Genomic DNA, 19432 nt, shown 5'->3' with positions numbered 1-19432 from the left:
ATTAACTTACTCACCATTATAGGTATAAGTTTTGTGCTAAATTGTTATTTAAACTTTCTATTAATAACATTAAATCATAAAGAAAATGCTATTAACATTGATTTTATTGCTAATTTGATGGACTATCTTGCTACAAAAACAAAACCCGTTACTTAATAATTATGCTTCAACAATCAAAGTCAGTAAAGCCGATTAAAACAGCAACTATCATTGATGACATTCGTTTGCTAATTCCTGTTTTTTTATTAAAGAAACTGCAAGTACACCCGCTAACCTCCAGTCTTTATCCGGTATCACTTGGAAAGCATTCAGGCATTGGCTATCAAATAAATAAAAATAACAGTGACCATCACAGCTTACTTTATTGTCAATCAACTAGCGCAATTTTAGACTATAAAAGCAAATCGAGAGAAGTTAAATCGGGCGATCTTGTTATTATGCCTGCTAATACGAGTTTTAAATTTACCGCTATAGACACAGATACTAAAAATGAGCTTAAAAACAAGTCAGGAAAAATCTACTGGTTAAACTTTACAGGCGATCTTGCCAGTAATTTTGCCGAACGTTTATTGATGAAAATGGATGATGGCCTCGCACACGTCGGAAATGTCGATGAAGTGATCGAAGATTTTGACAATTTATTAGCGCTGGGGCGCCGTGGCTATACTGCCACTAATGTTATTCACGCGGTACATGTATTACAGCAAACCTTAAGCTTTTTGGCTTTGCAGTTACGCTTGACTGATTTTAATAACAGCTCTGCTTTTGATATTGATGCGGTCGAACGTTTAATGCGCAATAATCTTCATCAAGAATTGAGTTTGGATACGTTAGCGCATTATAGTCAACTGTCTAAATTTCATTTTTCAAAGAAGTTTAAAGAACTCACTGATACATCGCCAATACAGCACTTTATTAATATGAAAATTCAACGCGCCTGCTTTGCGCTTGATAACAGTTCACAAACCATTAAAGATATTAGCGAAAGTTTAGGATATAGCGACCCCTACTATTTTTCACGCCTTTTTAAAAAGTCGCTAGGAATGTCACCAAAACAATATCGTGACTCTCGTCACAGTTCTTAAATAGTCTTTAGTCAAACTGGTATCAACAACTTTTAGCTAATAGTTTTTAGCTATAAACACTAATAACAAACAGTTAGTGATATGACACTAGCTTACCTCATCTTCATTTATAACGGCGTTAATGATATCTTTGTCAAATACCTGCTCGCTAAAGGTAAAAAATGGCTGACTGCTATACTCAAGGTTACGCTATAACGTCATCTATACTTAACTTTTAACCAGCTATTTACTGCTCACCACTTAACTTATGTTAATTTATGCTATGTAGTTTCACTGACTTGTCTAGCGCTAAAAAGGATCTCAATATGGATATCAACACGGCAAAATCAGTTTTACAAAATACCTTTGGTTACGCTGACTTTCGACATCAACAAGCGAAAATAATTAGTGAATTAATCAATGGCGCAGATGTTTTTACGCTAATGCCAACCGGTGGCGGAAAGTCATTATGCTATCAAATACCGGCAATAGTGCGTGATGGCTTAGGTATAGTGGTCTCGCCACTAATCGCGTTAATGAAAGATCAAGTTGATGCACTAAAACTGCAAGGTGTAAAAGCGGAGTTTTTAAATTCATCGCAGGACCGTGAAGAACAAAATCGTGTCGAGCAGCTGATAAGATCTGGCAATGTCGACTTATTGTACGTTGCACCAGAGCGACTATTGAGTGATTATTTTCTAAACCTTATTGATAATATTACCATTGCACTCTTTGCCTTTGATGAAGCACATTGTGTTTCACAGTGGGGCCACGATTTCAGACCTGAATACCAACAACTTTCTATCATCAGCCAGCGATATCCTGACACGCCTAAAATTGCCTTAACAGCGACAGCAGATATGAAAACCCGAGATGAAATTGTTGAGGTGTTACATTTAACGGCGGCTAAAATTTTTGTCCATAGTTTCGACCGGCCCAATCTTCAATATCGGATCAGTGAACAAAAAAATAGCAAAGAACAGCTACTAAAATTTATCAATACCGAACATAACAATGACGCCGGAATCGTCTATTGTCTTTCAAGAAAGTCTGTTGAAGCTACGGCTCAATGGCTGAGTGAACAAGGCAAAGTCGCTTTGCCTTATCATGCGGGTTTAGCCAATAATATTAAAGATAACAACCAACAACGCTTTCTCAGAGAAGACGGCATTATCATCGTTGCCACCATAGCCTTTGGTATGGGTATTGATAAACCCGACGTTAGGTTTGTTGCCCATTTAAATTTACCTAAAAGTATCGAAGCTTACTACCAAGAAACTGGCCGAGCAGGCCGTGATGGTATGCCCGCAAATACTTGGTTGGCGTATGGCATGCAAGATGTTATTAAACTTAAACAAATGACAAGCCAAAGTAATGGCAATGAACAGTTCAAGTTTATAACCCAACGTAAAATTGATGCTCTGCTAGGTTATTGCGAAGTGTGCTCTTGCCGCCGGCAAGTGTTACTCAATTATTTTGGTGAAACGTTGGCTGAGCCTTGTGGGAATTGCGATAATTGTTTGGATCCTCCGATAACATGGGATGGCACTGCTGCCGCGAGAAAAGCGCTTTCAACCGTTTATCGAACGGGCCAAAGGTTTGGCGTAGGCCACCAAATTGATGTTTTGCTAGGTAAACAAACGCCTAAGATTATCCAGGTCAATCACCAACAACTTTCTACCTACGGTATTGGCAAAGAACACAAAGCCGAGGAATGGCAAACTGTTTTTAGACAACTCATTTCTATGGGTTATTTAGCGGTAGAAATGGACTATGGCGCTTTAAAACTCACTGAAAAATCTCGACCTTTATTAAAAGGTGAAATTACCATACAGCTCAAGGTAAAAGAATATAGTAAGGCAAAGCCTGCGCGTAAATCAAAACAAACTAGTGCCAGTAATTTATCAGCACAAGAAGAAGTCATATTTGAAAAGCTCAAGCAACAAAGAGCATTATGGGCAAAAGAAAGAAATGTACCATCATTTGTTATTTTTCATGATGCTACCTTGATGGATATTGCTAGAGTGAATCCCAAAAACGCAGCGCAACTGTTAAATGTTAATGGTATAGGTCAAACAAAACTTGAGCTTTATGGCGAAAAAATTATCGCATTACTGCATTAGCTGAAACGCTTGTCCTAATTGAAAATAACCCGTGCTACCCATTGAGCATAAATAAAAAAGCCGCGATGACTTAACATAGCGGCTTTTCAAATTTAATATTTATCAGCATTACCTGAAAATAACAAAGGGCTTAATGGATTAAAACATTTCAACCGCAATCGCTGTAGCTTCACCACCACCAATACAAAGTGAGGCTAAACCTTTTGATAAACCTTTGTTTTTCAATGCATGGATTAAGGTCACCATAATACGAGCACCACTAGCACCTAAAGGATGACCCAAAGCACAAGCGCCACCATTTACATTAACTTTTTCAACATCTAGGGCTAATTCTTTAATCGCCAACATGGTAACCATGGCAAATGCTTCATTGATTTCCCAAAGATCAACATCTGCAGCCGTCCAGTTTGCTTTTGCTAAGACTTTATTCATTGCGCCAACGGGTGCTACGGTAAACTCTTCAGGTTTTTGCGCATGCGTTGCATGAGCAACAATTTTACATAAAGGGCTTAAACCACGCTTTTTAGCTTCTGACTGTTTCATCATCACTAACGCTGCAGCACCATCTGAAATAGAACTAGAGTTAGCAGCCGTTATAGTACCGTCTCTTTTAAAAGCGGCACGTAATGAAGGTATCTTATCAGGGCGGGCATTACCCGGCTGCTCATCGATTGCAAAGACAGAGTCGCCGCGACGAGATTTAATCGTTACTGGCGATATTTCATTTTCAAAAGCGCCAGCAGCAATCGCTGCATTGGCACGGGCTAATGAACGAATTGCGTATTCATCCATATCTTCACGGGTGAAACCAGCGTCATCAGCAGTTTCTTGTGCGAAACAACCCATAGCAATACCGTCGTAAGCATTTTCTAAACCGTCAGTCATCATATGGTCAAGTATTTGGCCATGGCCCATTTTTATACCACTGCGACCTTTAGGTAAAAGGTGCGGTGCGTTAGTCATACTTTCCATGCCACCGGCAACAGCAACATTAATAGAGCCAGCCATCAATGAATCATGTGCTTGCATTGCCGCTTTCATGCCAGAACCACAGACTTTATTAATGGTGGTACAAACCGTTGATAAGGCTAAGTCAGCCGCTAATGCTGCTTGACGAGCAGGCGCTTGCTTTAAACCGGCAGGCAGTACACAACCCATGATCACTTCATCTACTTGATCGTTAGCAATATTGGCCGCAGCAAGTGCGCCACGTATAGCCGTTGCGCCTAAATCAGGTGAGGTAACAGCAGATAGACCGCCCATAAAACCACCCATAGGGGTTCTAGACGCTGAAACAATAACAATAGGATCTGTAGTAGACATGAAAGCTCTCCGACATAAAAGTAAAAAGGGATAGATTAATGAGCAACACCATAACTTATATTTGACGTTTACGCCAACGTAAACTTTAATAGTAAGGTTACAGTTATAGCGGGTTAATATATTAACCCTGTTAACTTAACCGGTAAATTATTAAATCAATATTGATTAAAATCTTGATGAAAAAAGCTCTTTCTTTACGTTAACGTAAACTTCCTGTAAGGTAAGTGTATAACATAAATGTAGAGTTTTTCATGGCAGAATTAAAAGCACCGACTTTTTCAATCAGCGATCTTTCTAAAGAGTTCGATATAACGACTCGCAGTATTCGTTTTTACGAAGACCAAGGCTTGCTTGCCCCGACTCGCAAAGGACAAACTCGAATTTATAACCAAAGAGATAAAGTTCGACTAAAGTTAATTCTACGCGGTAAACGCTTAGGTTTTTCATTAGCCGAAACCGGTCGTATCTTTGAGTTATACGATTTAGATAATACCAGTGCCAGCCAGTTAAAACTGATGATGGACATTATAGAACAAAAAAAATCAGATTTACATCAACAACTTGACGATATAAAAGTGGTGTTGATGGAATTAACAAATTTAGAAGAAAGCTGCCTAGCTACCTTATCAGCTATCGACAATACAAAAACCTAACGCATAACTTTATCTAGCTAACTCAGCTAAGGAAATAACATGATTTCTACCTTTTCATCATTAAATTTTAATCTAGGCGAAACCGTCGAGATGATCCGCGACTCGGTTAACGCTTTCTCTCGTGACGAAATTGCGCCACGTGCCGCACAAATAGATATTGATAACGAATTTCCCAATGATTTATGGCGTAAATTTGGTGATTTAGGCTTATTAGGCATGACCGTTGACGAAGAATATGGCGGTTCAGGCTTAGGCTATTTAGAACACATGGTAGCAATGCAAGAAATTTCACGTGCCTCTGCTTCTGTCGGTTTAAGTTACGGCGCTATGTCTAACCTTTGTTTAAACCAATTAAACAAAAACGGCTCACATGAACAAAAAGCTAAATATTTACCAAAACTTTGCAGCGGCGAACATATTGGCGCATTAGCAATGAGTGAGCCTAATGCCGGTTCTGATGTAGTAAGCATGAAATTGCGTGCTGATAAAAAAGGCGACAAGTATATTTTAAACGGCAACAAAATGTGGATCACCAATGGTCCTGATGCCAACGTTTATGTTATTTACGCAAAAACTGATACCGCAGCCGGTTCAAAAGGCATTACCGCTTTTATCGTTGAGCGTGACTACCCGGGGTTTTCGCGTCATCAAAAACTAGACAAGTTAGGTATGCGCGGTTCAAACACCTGTGAATTAGTTTTCCAAGATTGTGAAGTGCCTGCAGAAAACATTTTAGGTGAAGAAGGCAAAGGCGTTCGAGTCTTAATGTCTGGCCTTGATTACGAGCGTATTGTATTAACAGGTGGACCATTAGGTATTATGGATGCGTGTATGGACTTAGTTGTTCCTTATATTCATGACCGCAAGCAGTTTGGTCAATCCATTGGTGAGTTCCAATTGATCCAAGGTAAAATTGCCGATATGTACACCCAAATGAACGCGGCTAAATCTTATGCTTATTTATGTGCACAAGCGGCCGACCGGGGTGAAACTACACGTAAAGATGCGGCCGGTGTTATCTTAGTTGCTGCAGAACTTGCAACAAAAATGGCCTTAGATGCTATTCAATTACTTGGCGGTAATGGTTACATTAATGAATTTCCAGCAGGTCGTTTGTTACGTGATGCTAAATTATATGAAATTGGCGCAGGTACTTCAGAAATTCGTCGTATGCTAATAGGTCGAGAGTTATTCGCTGAATCTGTATAGCTTATAACTTGCTGCAGCCTCTCTTTTTAAAGAGAGGCTGATGAGAGCCACACTGCTCTTGTCTAGCTCGTAACATTAAAGCTAATGTTCTTACTGATAAAATTTCATAATAAAGGCAAATATCGTGGCTAAAATAATTTCAAAAATCAATGTACGCAGCCCAGAATTCATCGAAAACGCTGCTCATATGCAAGTTCAAGTAGACGATTTAAAAGTAAAGCTTGAACAAATAAAATTAGGTGGCGGGCAGCGCAGCCGTGAACGTCATTTATCGCGCGGTAAATTATTACCACGCGATCGCGTTAATGCCCTACTCGATGCTGGCTCACCATTTTTAGAATTATCTCAACTAGCCGCTTATGAAGTTTATGACGCAGATGTTCCCGCTGCTGGTATTATCACCGGCATTGGCCGAGTTGGTGGACAAGAGTGTGTTATTGTCGCTAACGACGCTACCGTAAAAGGCGGAACCTATTTCCCGCTCACGGTAAAAAAACATCTGCGCGCACAAACGATTGCCCAAGAAAACAACCTACCCTGTATTTATTTAGTCGACTCTGGTGGCGCTAATTTGCCTAACCAAGACGAAGTTTTCCCTGATAGAGAGCACTTTGGTCGCATATTCTTTAATCAAGCAAATATGTCAGCACAAGCCATTCCGCAAATTGCTGTTGTTATGGGCTCTTGTACTGCCGGTGGCGCTTATGTACCGGCAATGGCCGATGAATCTATTATTGTTAAAGAGCAAGGCACTATATTTTTAGCTGGACCGCCGTTAGTTAAAGCCGCAACAGGCGAGGTCGTTAGTGCTGAAGACTTAGGCGGCGCAGATATACATTGTCGCACTTCTGGTGTTGCCGATCATTACGCACAAAATGATCATCATGCCTTAGAAATCGCCCGCAGTATCGTCGGTAATTTAAATCGTGTTAAACCGGTCACCATGAATATTCAACCTATTGTTGAGCCCGCTTACGACGCGCAAGAAATATACGGTGTGGTACCCAAAGATGCCCGCCAACCTTTTGATATTCGAGAAATTATCGCCCGTGTCGTTGATGGTAGTAATTTTGATGAATTTAAAGCGCTTTATGGCACTACTTTAGTGTGTGGTTTCGCACGTATATTTGGCTACCCAGTTGGTATTGTCGCCAATAACGGCATCCTCTTTGGCGAATCCGCTCAAAAAGGTGCTCATTTTATTGAATTATGTGCACAACGAAAAATTCCTTTAGTCTTCTTACAAAACATCACTGGATTTATGGTTGGTAAGCAATATGAAGCCGGCGGTATTGCTAAGCATGGTGCCAAGATGGTCACCGCTGTTGCCACGGCGCAAGTCCCCAAATTCACCGTACTCATTGGTGGTAGTTTCGGCGCAGGTAACTATGGCATGTGTGGTCGTGCCTACGATCCACGTTTCTTATTTATGTGGCCAAATGCTCGTATTTCAGTAATGGGCGGCGAACAAGCGGCTGGCGTTTTAGCACAAGTTAAACGAGACCAAAAAGACAAACTCGGTGAACAGTGGAGTGAGCAAGAAGAAGCTGATTTTAAACAACCCATTATTGATACTTATGAGCATCAAGGCCATCCCTACTATGCTTCAGCTCGCTTATGGGATGATGGTATTATTGACCCTGCCGATACTCGTCAAATATTAGGTTTAGCCCTTTCTGCTTCATTGAACAAACCTATTGAGGATACCAAATTTGGTATCTTTAGAATGTAGGGCTGAATAAAATGACACCATTAAAAGATATCAATACCGGTCAGGTATTATTTAACGTAGACCGTTATGGGGTAGCAACAGTTACCTTAAATAACCCTGACAAACACAATGCATTTGACGATAAAATTATCGCCCAATTAACAGTAATATTTATCGAAATAGCCAAACGCGATGATATTCATCTGATGATACTCGCATCGACCGGCAAAAGTTTTTCTGCAGGGGCTGACTTAGCCTGGATGAAGCGCATGGCCAGTTACTCATATGAAGAAAATTTACATGATGCTAATGCGCTTGCCCAAATGTTACATGCCCTTAATTTTCTCCCACAAACCACTATTGCACAAATTCAAGGTGCTGCTTTTGGCGGCGCAGTGGGCTTAGCCAGTTGTTGTGACATTGTTATCGCCAGCAATAAAGCCAGCTTTTGTCTCAGTGAAGTTAAATTAGGTTTAATTCCTGCGACCATCAGCCCTTATGTAGTCAATGCTATTGGTCAAAAAGCCAGCCGTCGATATTTTCAAACGGCAGAACGTTTCTTTGCAGACAAAGCGCAACAGTTAGGCTTAGTAGATGAGATTGTTTCGTTAGAAGCTTTAGAAAGCACCGTTATTAATATGGTAAGCACAATATTAAGCAACGGCCCGCAAGCCGTTCGACAAGCAAAACAACTGGCTTTAGATGTCGCTTATCAAGAAATTAGTCTTGAATTACTTAGCATGACCAGTGAACGCATCGCATCAATTCGCGTTTCTGCAGAAGGCCAAGAAGGCTTAACTGCTTTTTTTGAAAAACGACCAGCAAGCTGGCAAAAAGAACCGACGAGTAAAGGATAAAAACATGTCTCAACTAACAACTAAAACAGCTAAAATGTTTACTAAAATTCTTATTGCCAACCGTGGTGAAATCGCCTGTCGCGTAATTAAAACCGCTCGTAAAATGGGTATTTTAACCGTTGCCGTATACTCTGATGCTGATGCTGACTCGCTTCATGTCAACATGGCTGATGAAGCCATTTACCTTGGTCCATCGCCCTCTCGCGAAAGCTACTTATTATCAGAAAAAGTCATTGAAGCGGCAAAACGTACTGGCGCTCAAGCGATTCACCCAGGTTATGGTTTTCTCTCAGAAAATGCTGATTTTTGTCGGCGCTGTAGCGATGAAAACATCGTTTTTATTGGCCCGCCAGTTGCTGCCATTGAAGCGATGGGGTCAAAGTCTGCCGCGAAAAACATTATGGAAAAAGCCAATGTTCCCTTAGTCCCTGGTTATCATGGTGATGACCAATCGATGGCCATTATTAAAAAAGCGGCTGACGATATGGGTTACCCGGTATTGTTAAAAGCTACCGCCGGTGGCGGTGGTAAAGGCATGCGACAAGTATGGAGCGAAGCTGAATTTAGTGAAGGTTTTGCTGCGGCTAAACGCGAAGCAATGTCATCGTTTGGTGATGATAGAATGCTAGTTGAAAAGTATTTAACACAGCCTCGCCATGTTGAAATTCAAGTATTTTGTGATAATCATCAACATGCCGTTTACTTATTTGAACGTGATTGTTCAGTGCAACGTCGTCATCAAAAAGTGATTGAAGAAGCGCCGGCCTTTAAAATGAGTGAAAAATTACGTAAAGCGATGGGTGAGTCCGCAATAAAATCTGCCCAGGCTATTGGTTATCAAGGCGCAGGTACCGTAGAGTTTTTACTGGATGTTGACGGTTCATTCTACTTTATGGAAATGAACACGCGCTTACAAGTAGAGCACCCGGTAACTGAAATGATCAGTGGCCAAGATTTAGTAGAATGGCAATTAAGAGTTGCTGCTGGTGAAGTTTTACCAAAAACACAAGCGCAGTTAGTCATTAATGGTCACTCTTTTGAAGCGCGTATATACGCTGAAGACCCAAATAATGATTTTTTACCGGCAACGGGCACGTTAGATTTTTTACAACCGCCAGCAGAAAGTGCACACGTTCGTGTTGATACCGGCGTTCGCCAAGGCGATGAGGTGAGTGTATTTTACGATCCTATGATAGCTAAGCTAATTGTCTGGGATGAAAATCGTGAAAAAGCACTGCAACGCTTAACAAAAGCCTTGTCGGAATATCGTATTAAAGGTGTTACCACCAACATTGATTTTCTTTATAACTTAGCAACATCAAAACCCTTTATAAATGAAGAAATAGATACCAGCTTTATCGAGAAATACGACAGTGAAATATTTCATGATAATAAACAAGCATTAGCAGACGAATTACCGATGGCAGCCTTGTATTTAGTGCTTGCACTGGCTGAACAAGCAAAACAAAAAGCAGCAACAACTACAGATCCTTTTTCTCCTTGGAATAATACCTCGGCGTGGCGCTCAAACGAAGCGCATAATCATCAAGTCGTTCTTGCCCATAATGACATTGAATATCCAATTACGGTTGAACAGAAACGTCAAGGTAATCGTAGCTACTATTTAATTTCAGTTGCCGGACGAACGGTTGATTGCCAAGGTCGAATTGCCGGTGACACGCTCCATGTCAGTATTGATGGCTATCGCAGTCAAGCCACTATCGCCCATAACATTGCCAGTTCAGGTGATCAAATTAGCTTATATCGTCAAAATGGCGTTTTTAATTTTATTCATATCAAACCTGATTGCGGTGACAATAATGCTGATGATAATCATGGCGGCCTTTTAGCTCCCATGAACGGCACTATGGTCAGCGTGTTAGTCAAAGCGGGCGATAGTGTGACTAAGAATCAACCCTTAATGATCATGGAAGCGATGAAAATGGAGCACACCATTCGAGCCCCCGAAGACGGTACCATTGATACCTTATTTTACGCCGAAGGTGACATGGTTGATGGTGGCAGTGAATTACTTGCTTTTACGCCACAGGAGTCATAATGAGCTCACTTGCTAATAATACCTTACCTAAACAAGTAAAAATTGTTGAAGTTGGCCCACGTGATGGCTTACAAAATGAAAAACAACAAATTAGCGCCGAAGATAAAATTGCCTTAATTAATCTGCTCAGTGATGCTGGAGTCAGTTACATTGAGAGTGGCAGCTTTGTGTCACCTAAATGGGTGCCTCAAATGGCAACATCGACCGATGTTTTCAATGGCATAGCCCGTAAAAAAGGGGTGACTTACGCTGCACTTACGCCAAATATGAAAGGTTTTGAAGCGGCTGTAGCGGTGAATGCCAACGAAGTCGCCATTTTTGGCGCCGCTTCTGAAGCCTTTAGCCAGAAAAATATCAATTGTTCAATTGCTGAGAGTCTAGAGCGATTTGAACCGATAATGGCCGCAGCCAAAAAGTTAAACATTCCAGTGCGAGGCTATGTTTCTTGCGTAGTCGGTTGTCCTTACGAAGGTGAGGTGTCACCAGAAAAAGTGGCTGAAGTGGCTGAAAAACTTTACCAAATGGGCTGTTACGAGATATCGCTGGGCGATACGGTTGGCGTAGGTACTCCTGTCAGTGTACAGAAGATGTTACAAGCAGTCAGTGCCCGCGTACCTAAGGCTAAGCTAGCCGTTCATTTTCATGATACCTATGGTCAGGCGTTAACTAACATTTACACTGCTTTACAAAATGGTATTGCGGTTATTGACAGTGCCATTGCTGGTTCGGGTGGTTGCCCTTATGCTAAAGGCGCTTCGGGTAATGTTGCCACTGAAGATGTGGTTTATTTACTCAATGGTTTAGCGATTAACAGTGGTATAGATTTAGATAAATTGGTCCACGCCGGTTGGTTTATCAGTGATAAATTAGGTAAAACGCCTGCATCTAAAGTATCTAATGCTTACCGTGCACAACAATAAATATAACCGTGTATGATAAATACTTCACAGATATAAATGTAATGAGGATTGAATAATGGCCGGATTTGACAAAGTAGTAGCAAGCTACGAAGAAGCGATGGCAGGGCTTGAAGACGGCATGACCGTTATCTCAGGTGGCTTTGGTTTATGTGGTATCCCAGAAAACTTAATTAGTGAAATAAAGCGCAAAGGCACTAAAGCATTAACCTTGGTTTCAAATAACTGTGGTGTTGATGATTTCGGTTTAGGGGTATTACTACAAGACCGTCAAATCAAGAAAATTGTCGCGTCTTATGTTGGTGAAAATGCAGAGTTTGAGCGCCAGATGATGAGTGGCGAATTAGAAGTAGAGCTAACGCCACAAGGCACACTCGCTGAAAAAATGCGCGCGGGTGGCGCGGGTATACCCGCTTTCTTTACGGCAACAGGTTATGGAACACCGGTAGCCATAGGTAAAGAAGAGCGTGAAATAGACGGTAGAATGTATATCCTTGAGCCCGCAATTAAAGGTGACTTTGCCATTGTTAAAGCCTGGAAAGCCGACCGTTACGGTAATTTGGTTTTTAGAAAAACAGCACGTAACTTTAATCCTATGGCGGCAACAGCAGGTAAAATTACTGTCGTTGAAGTTGAAGAGATAGTTGAACCTGGCGAGCTAGACCCCGACCAAATACATACACCAGGTATCTATGTTAATCGCCTTATTTTAGGGTCATTTGAAAAACGCATTGAACAACGAACTGTTCGTACTGCTCAGTCATAAAATAATATTGGAGACTAAACAATGGCTTTAACAAGAGAACAGCTAGCACAACGTGTAGCACAAGAATTACAAGACGGTTATTACGTTAACTTAGGTATAGGTATTCCAACGTTAGTCGCTAACTATATTCCTGCGGGAATAGAAGTGATGCTTCAATCTGAAAATGGTTTACTTGGCATGGGGCAATTCCCCACCGAAGACGAAATTGATGCAGATTTAATTAATGCCGGTAAGCAAACGGTAACGATGGCAAAAGGTGCCTCTATCTTTGATAGTGCCGAGTCATTCGCAATGATACGTGGCGGACATGTCGACTTAACCGTACTAGGCGCCTTTGAAGTCGATGTAAACGGCAATATTGCTTCATATATGATCCCTGGTAAGCTTATTAAAGGTATGGGCGGTGCTATGGATTTAGTTGCTGGCGCTGACAATATTATTGTCACTATGACGCACGCTTCTAAACATGGTGTTTCAAAACTTTTATCCAATTGCACTTTGCCATTAACCGGTAAAGGTTGTATTAAAAGAGTACTAACCGATTTAGCCTTTATCGAAATTAAAGACGGTAAGTTTCATTTATTAGAGCGAGCACCTGGGGTAAGTATTGAGGAAATAATAAAGCTTACTGAAGGTGAACTAGTTGTTCCAGACAATGTCCCTGAAATGAAGTTTTAATAATACAGCTAAACGACTCATGCAATGTCTAACAAAAAAGAGAGCCTAAGCTCTTTTTTTTTACCTTGTTTTTTTTAATCGCATAAAAACTTATCTAACTTATCAAAAAATCAAATATTTTATTAAGCTTCTGTTCTCTTTAAAAAAAATAGTATAAAACAAATGATTTTTATTAAAGTAGCTTGTCACCATCTCTGCAGTATTACACATTTTCCTTGCATTTAAAGGCTCAATTCGCAATACTAAAAGGGACAAAGAAAAGGCAAAACACGCGAAATCGTGTTACGCAAAACCACCGGTCTAAGGAATTTATATTTTTAAATGTAAATTCTATGACAGCGGAGTCACCTCGTTATACAAGGTACATCCCGTGGTTTTTTCCTTTACTAACTAAATTAATTACAAGGTTACTAAAATGAAAAAATTATTACTAGCTTCTACCATCACTATTTTAACATTAACGTCTGTTGTATCGGCGCCGAAAGCACAAGCTGCTGACATCGCTCAAAGCGTTTGCCAGTATGTAGCTGCAGACGACAAGAAACGCATGCGTTCGTTCTTAAAAACGAATAGATTAAAAATTCGCACTATCTTTAAAGGTATTGAGTGTAATGGACAGAATCTGTTGGCGTTTGCGTCGGCTCAGGGTTCAGTTAAAACAGGTTCTTTGATGATTTCAAAATTGCCAAAGAAAGTTGTTTCTGAAAATCTAGCTATATTGCAAACCGGATCGCAACCATTGATAGACGCAGCTAACGAACGCGTTAGCAGCTAAACTTATTTTTTAGTAGATGTTATTTGTTCAATCAAGTGTACAGTTTTACTAGATAATAATTCTATGTCATTTTAAAAAAGCCTGCTTATGTAGGCTTTTTTTTGCTTTGACTTTTATCATTTCAATCTATTTTTTAACTCGTTAAGCTAGCACCACGTTAAAAAACTGATTACACTTAAGTCATACCAAGAAAACTGCGATATACATGTTGAATAAAAGAAGTTATAAAGACAGTAAGAATGCTTTAGTGCTTACTGGTGGTGGCGCTCGAGCGGCATATCAAGTCGGCGTACTTTCTGCCATATCAAAATTTGTCCCGAGAAACCACGGCATACCCTTTCCCATTATATGTGGCACCTCTGCTGGTGCAATAAATACCACAGCGTTAGCCTGTTACTCTTCATGCTTTCATTTGGGGGTAAAAAAATTAGAATGGGTGTGGAAGAACATTAATACCAGTCGGATATATCATAGTGATGGTATACGGGTTTTTTCACATTTAGCAAAAGGTATGTTGGCCAGCTTTCAAGCTGACTATGCCAATAAAAGTGCCCGTAGTTTGCTAAACAACGCGCCGCTTCGTGACATGCTTAATATGGTAGTCGACTTTAAGCGTATCGACACCAATATTTTACGCGGTTACTTATCTGCAGTTTCTATTACTGCATCGAGTTACAGTAATGGCGATTCAATCAGTTTTTATCAATCAGATGAGTCTATTTCACCTTGGTTTCGTGCTAAACGTCGTGGTGAGCCCTGCCAAATTAATAGTGAACATTTAATGGCTTCTGCTGCTATTCCTTTAGTTTTTCCGTCAATCAAAATTCGCCAAGAGCATTATGGTGACGGCTCTATACATCAACTTTCGCCGTTAAGTCCGGCAATACATTTAGGTGGAGAGAACCTCTTTATTGTTGGTGTAGATCAACCTAAAGCGCCACTTCATAGTAAAGTAAACAATCCTCACCCGCCAACAACCTCTACTGTTGCCGGTCATTTACTTGATACTATTTTCTCAGACACATTACACAGCGATATTGAACGTCTAGAGCGAATAAATGAAACTATTAAACTTATTCCCCCAGAGCTTAGAAAAGAAAAAGATGGCTTAAAACCAATATCCTCATTTCTTCTTAACCCGAGTCATGACTTTAATGCCATGGCGGTAGAGTACTTTTCAGACTTACCACTATCGATACGTTTATTATTACGCAGCGTTGGCATTTCTAATGACTCTGAATCGAGTATTGTCAGTTATTTATTATTTGAAAAAAATTATTGTCGGCAGTTAATTAAACTGGGATTTGAAGACGCTATGGAGCAAGAGACTGCGATTAGAAAATTTTTATCTCTAGAATAGCGCTCCATTGCTAAAGTAAACGCCTTATTGAATAGGTGTTTACTAGCTTAACAACACTGCGTGCAAGCAAGTGGACAATTAAACACACTCTCTTGGATTAAACACTCGTTCTATTCATCTCGACCTAACAACACTGCGTGCAATCAGGGAAACGTTAAACCCCCTCTTGAACAAAGCGTTCTGCTCGTTCTACTCGTCTAGGCTTACCACGTACAATCAGGGTATCTTGAGCTTGAAGAATAGTGCTTTCATCGGGTTGTTCTGTTTCAATGTTGTTACGGCGAAGGGCAACAACCGTAACCCGTTTTGCCGATAAACTCAGTGATGCTATTGAGTGACCATTAGCAAAAGAATTCTCCGTCAGTATAATCCCATTAGCGAATTCAATGCGATCCATAGCATCAGGGCTCATGTCGGTATGTTCACCTTGAAAAAATCCATGTAAATGGCTGTAATGGTCTTTACGCTCCTTTTGTACCCGGCGGATGATACGAGAAAAAGGCACACCTGTTAACGATAACACTTGTGATACCAGCATTAAACTCCCCTCTAAGCTTTCTGGCACCACTTGATTAGCGCCTGCTTCTTGCAATGCTTTGAGTTGATCATCATTTCGAGTGCGCACAAGAATAGGAACATCAGGCGATAATGATCTGACCTTTTGAATGACCTCAAGTGACTGCTTGTCTTCACCAAAAGCAATAACAACAAGCTTAGCCTGCGACAAATGAGCGGCTTGTAACAATTCAGTTTGTCTTGATGAACCAAAGAGCACATTCTCTCCTGCTTCACGGGCTTTTGTTGCTCTGAGTGGGTCGATATCAATAGCAACAAATTTAATCGACTCTTGCTTTAAAAAACGGCTCACGGTTTGGCCAATGCGACCAAAACCACAAATAATGACATGGTCACTTAATTCTGTTTGCTCAGGTAGTTCAGCTAAGTGGTCAGTGTCTATAGGTTTATCATTACTCAACAGCAACGACCAACGACGAGCATTATTGATCATATAAGGTGTTATCGCCATACTCAAGACACCTGCGCCTAACAAGATAGAAGCAGTTTCAACGGGTAACAATTTAACCTGATTGGCTAAAGCGATAAGCACAAAACCAAATTCCCCCATCTGAGCCAACATAATACCTGCGGCCCAAGCATCTTTAGCCGCTTCTCCAGCGCGTTTTGCTAAGAAGGCGATAACTAGTATTTTAACCACCATAAAGCTGACCATAACGCCGATAATAACCAATGGTGAAGAATAAACGATGCCAATGTCGAGTTTCATACCAACCGTTACAAAAAATAAACCTAGCAAGATATCTCGATAAGGCCGAATATCGGCTTCAAGTTGATATTTATACTGGCTTTCACCTAGCATCATACCAGCGAGAAAAGCCCCTAAAGCCATTGATAGACCAAACCATTGTGTCAGTGATGAAGCGACTAAGGTGACTAATAAGGTTGTCAAAACAAATAATTCATCGGTTCTGACTTGTGCCACTAAATTAAATAGACGCGGCAGCAGCCATTTACCGGCAAACATTAATAAGGTAACGACAAAAACACCTTTGACTAAAGCAATCAATAGCTCAACAACCATTGAGCTATCAGATTCTTGGGCGAACATAGGGATAATAATTAATAGGGGAACAACGGCAACATCCTGAAAAAGTAAGATAGCAACAGAGAGCTGCCCAGACTTTCTTTTCATTGCGCCCGTTTCACTCAATTGCCGAATTACAATAGCCGTTGATGAAAGTGCTATAATGCCGCCAATAATCAAAGAGCTCGCCAATGTCTGACCAAATAATAAAGCTATGCCCATAAAGAAAGCTAACGATATACCGACTTGTAGACTACCAACCGCTAAGACCAGATGGCGCATGGCGATTAATTTAGGTAATGAAAACTCCAGGCCTAAGGTAAAAAGTAAGAAGACGATACCTAACTCAGCAAAGTGATCATAGTCAACTTGGTCTTGGACCAAAGATAAGCCATGATCGCCAACCAGCATACCCGCCACTAAGTAGGCTAAAATTGCCGGTAAGTGTAAACGGCGAAATAACCAAACAATAAGTACGGCACTTGATAGAATAGCTAAGAGTTCAAAATGACCTGCCACAAAAAATCCTTATTTTATAATTCGCATCGGTAAAAATTTATAAAAGTATAATGTTCTCTACTGAGTTTAAAGCAATTATCGATAGTTTGACAGCGGCAACGCTTTGCCAGTAATGATTTGTCAAAAAATCAACAAAGATTTTCTTAATATAAATTCTTTTAATATCAACATTATAAAAAAAACAATATAAAATAAAACTAGGTATAAAAATTGCTTAATCATATCTGATAAAATAATTAGGTGATGATATGCAGACATTAAATTTAGTAGATAATCAGGCTTTTCAATTTAACGCTTTTAAAGTGTACGATAGCCCTGACCATGAAAAATCTAATAGAAAACTAGCGTTAATGGAACAACTCCAAACGTCGCTGGAGCTTGATCGTTTACTCAATATTTTTGCTATGGAAGCCGCTAAGTATGTCGACTTTTCAGGTTTATACTTCAAAAAAGGTGATATTAGCGCTTCGATAAGGGGCAGTAGGCAAGGAAAAAATGAACGACTCTTTGAATTAAAATTAAATCAGAAGTTTGTTGGTATCTTAACTTATGCCATTAATTCGCCGATCAGCCTGACAAATTATAAAATACTTAACGAATTACATCAGTATTTAATTCATCCGTTAAACAATGCCCTGCAATATCAACAGGCATTGCAGTTAGCGATGCAAGATGGCCTAACCTCCTTAAATAATCGCCGTTGTTTTGATGAACAACTAAAAAGAGCCATGCATAATGCAAACCGCCAAAGCAGTAAAGTCGGCCTAATTGTCTGCGATCTCGATAAGTTTAAACTAATTAACGACAGTTATGGTCACAATATTGGTGACGAAGTATTAATACAATTTTCTCAAGCACTTAAAGAAAGCGTCCGTGATTCTGATAGTTTATTTCGTTTTGGTGGCGATGAGTTTTCAATTATCGTAGAAAATGCGACGTTTGAGTCGTTAATAGTCATCGAACAGCGGATATATAGCGCGATGACACGTGATGCTTTATTATCAAAATATCAGGTGAGTTGTAGCTTAGGGCATACTTTTATGAATAGGATGGATACACAAACAAGCTTCTTTAAACGCGCCGACAAGTCGCTCTATCAAAGAAAAATATTTAAAGACCGTAAACTCAGTTTGGTTTAGCGCTTATAAACTCACTTAGCCTAACTTTTCGTCTTCTGCAAAGTAGCGAAGCGCCAGCTTTTGTTGTTCCGGCGTTCTGCCGATAAGCAAGCGGCAAAATCTTACCGCTTTACCAAATTTGTCAATGCCGACAATTGCTAGTGCTTTTTTAAAGTTTTCAGCAGACAAATCATAGGTTTCAATAAAGTGCTCAATAGCAAGATCGACACTTGGGTAAGTTACCCCATCAAAAGTAAACTCAGTGCCAATGTAATCAACATCGAGTTCAACACCTTCAAGTGACAATACCCACCCTTGATAATTCAAGCGTTGTTTTGCAATCTCATACATCATCCAAGCACTTTTTTGAAAGCCAACAAAATTTCCGCTTTCAAATTCACTATTGGCAAGCTCTTCTTTTGTCCAGTTGATACCAATCGCTAAATCTTTTTGATAGGTTTGGGCGAGAAAATGCTTAACATTATTGGCAACGGCCCAAATAGAATGTTGCTTTGCTTTTCTCGCAAAAGCAGTACATTCACGGCAACTGGGCACAGATAATGGTGGATGAGAGCAATCAAAAACCAGAAAATATTGATGCGGAAAGCCAAATGTTAATTCAGATGGCTCGCCACAAAACCAGCACTGATGGCGTTGTTCGAAAGGTATATCAATTAAAGTGTGTGCCATAAGTACT

At 40.2% G+C, this 19432-nt stretch carries 16 protein-coding genes and 1 riboswitch; of the genes, 13 read left to right on the top strand and 3 right to left on the bottom strand.

Features of this window, described 5'->3' with window-relative positions:
- The first annotated feature begins 161 nt into the window (after positions 1-161).
- Both ESZ26_RS06920 and recQ read left to right on the top strand, forming a co-directional pair.
- Positions 162-1085 carry a helix-turn-helix domain-containing protein gene (locus ESZ26_RS06920; RefSeq protein WP_146799008.1) on the top strand — a complete coding sequence of 308 codons (924 nt, stop codon included), beginning with the start codon at positions 162-164 and terminating at the stop codon, positions 1083-1085.
- Between the two features lie 305 nt (positions 1086-1390).
- Positions 1391-3187 carry a DNA helicase RecQ gene (recQ, locus tag ESZ26_RS06915; protein ID WP_146799007.1) on the top strand — a complete coding sequence of 599 codons (1797 nt, stop codon included), beginning with the start codon at positions 1391-1393 and terminating at the stop codon, positions 3185-3187.
- A gap of 138 nt (positions 3188-3325) precedes the next feature.
- Here the strand turns inward: recQ and ESZ26_RS06910 are convergent, their stop codons facing one another.
- On the bottom strand, positions 3326-4510 hold the full coding sequence (locus ESZ26_RS06910; protein ID WP_146799006.1) for an acetyl-CoA C-acyltransferase: 1185 nt from the start codon (positions 4508-4510) through the stop codon (positions 3326-3328).
- A gap of 251 nt (positions 4511-4761) precedes the next feature.
- Between ESZ26_RS06910 and ESZ26_RS06905 the strand changes: the two genes are divergently transcribed.
- The 10 genes from ESZ26_RS06905 to ESZ26_RS06860 all read left to right on the top strand — a co-directional run bounded on the left by ESZ26_RS06905 (position 4762) and on the right by ESZ26_RS06860 (position 15495).
- Positions 4762-5163, top strand: a complete 402-nt coding sequence (locus ESZ26_RS06905) for a MerR family transcriptional regulator (protein ID WP_146799005.1) — start codon at positions 4762-4764, stop codon at positions 5161-5163.
- Between the two features lie 39 nt (positions 5164-5202).
- Positions 5203-6372, top strand: coding sequence for an isovaleryl-CoA dehydrogenase (locus ESZ26_RS06900; RefSeq protein WP_146799004.1), 1170 nt, complete (start codon positions 5203-5205; stop codon positions 6370-6372).
- Between the two features lie 124 nt (positions 6373-6496).
- Positions 6497-8104 carry a carboxyl transferase domain-containing protein gene (locus ESZ26_RS06895; RefSeq protein WP_146799003.1) on the top strand — a complete coding sequence of 536 codons (1608 nt, stop codon included), beginning with the start codon at positions 6497-6499 and terminating at the stop codon, positions 8102-8104.
- An 11-nt stretch (positions 8105-8115) separates the two neighbouring features.
- Entirely contained in the window at positions 8116-8940 is an 825-nt protein-coding gene (locus ESZ26_RS06890; protein ID WP_190278393.1) for an enoyl-CoA hydratase/isomerase family protein, read from the top strand.
- Positions 8941-8974: 34 nt separating this feature from the next.
- Entirely contained in the window at positions 8975-10999 is a 2025-nt protein-coding gene (locus ESZ26_RS06885) for an acetyl/propionyl/methylcrotonyl-CoA carboxylase subunit alpha (RefSeq protein WP_146799023.1), read from the top strand.
- Entirely contained in the window at positions 10999-11919 is a 921-nt protein-coding gene (locus ESZ26_RS06880) for a hydroxymethylglutaryl-CoA lyase (RefSeq protein ID WP_146799002.1), read from the top strand. Before ESZ26_RS06885 ends, ESZ26_RS06880 begins: the two co-directional genes overlap by 1 nt.
- 55 nt (positions 11920-11974) lie before the next feature.
- A complete protein-coding gene (locus tag ESZ26_RS06875) occupies positions 11975-12682 on the top strand; it encodes a CoA transferase subunit A (protein WP_146799001.1) in 708 nt (235 codons plus the stop codon).
- Positions 12683-12703: 21 nt separating this feature from the next.
- On the top strand, positions 12704-13360 hold the full coding sequence (locus ESZ26_RS06870; protein ID WP_146799000.1) for a 3-oxoacid CoA-transferase subunit B: 657 nt from the start codon (positions 12704-12706) through the stop codon (positions 13358-13360).
- A 251-nt stretch (positions 13361-13611) separates the two neighbouring features.
- Positions 13612-13712, top strand: a riboswitch (cyclic di-GMP riboswitch).
- 63 nt (positions 13713-13775) lie between these two features.
- Entirely contained in the window at positions 13776-14135 is a 360-nt protein-coding gene (locus ESZ26_RS06865; RefSeq protein WP_223271577.1) for a DUF3718 domain-containing protein, read from the top strand.
- Positions 14136-14340: 205 nt separating this feature from the next.
- On the top strand, positions 14341-15495 hold the full coding sequence (locus ESZ26_RS06860) for a patatin-like phospholipase family protein (RefSeq protein ID WP_146798999.1): 1155 nt from the start codon (positions 14341-14343) through the stop codon (positions 15493-15495).
- Positions 15496-15649: 154 nt separating this feature from the next.
- On the opposite strand, the gene ESZ26_RS06855 is transcribed toward ESZ26_RS06860, so the two are convergent.
- Entirely contained in the window at positions 15650-17617 is a 1968-nt protein-coding gene (locus ESZ26_RS06855; RefSeq protein ID WP_146798998.1) for a monovalent cation:proton antiporter family protein, read from the bottom strand.
- Positions 17618-17865: 248 nt separating this feature from the next.
- Between ESZ26_RS06855 and ESZ26_RS06850 the strand changes: the two genes are divergently transcribed.
- On the top strand, positions 17866-18756 hold the full coding sequence (locus ESZ26_RS06850) for a GGDEF domain-containing protein (RefSeq protein ID WP_146798997.1): 891 nt from the start codon (positions 17866-17868) through the stop codon (positions 18754-18756).
- Positions 18757-18771: 15 nt separating this feature from the next.
- Here the strand turns inward: ESZ26_RS06850 and ESZ26_RS06845 are convergent, their stop codons facing one another.
- Positions 18772-19425, bottom strand: a complete 654-nt coding sequence (locus ESZ26_RS06845) for a hypothetical protein (RefSeq protein ID WP_146798996.1) — start codon at positions 19423-19425, stop codon at positions 18772-18774.
- Positions 19426-19432 lie beyond the last annotated feature (7 nt).

This window comes from Colwellia hornerae (assembly GCF_007954355.1).
Taxonomy (GTDB): domain Bacteria; phylum Pseudomonadota; class Gammaproteobacteria; order Enterobacterales; family Alteromonadaceae; genus Colwellia_A; species Colwellia_A hornerae.
Note: the sequence above shows the minus strand (reverse complement) of the source record. Positions and strands in the feature narration are given on the sequence as shown.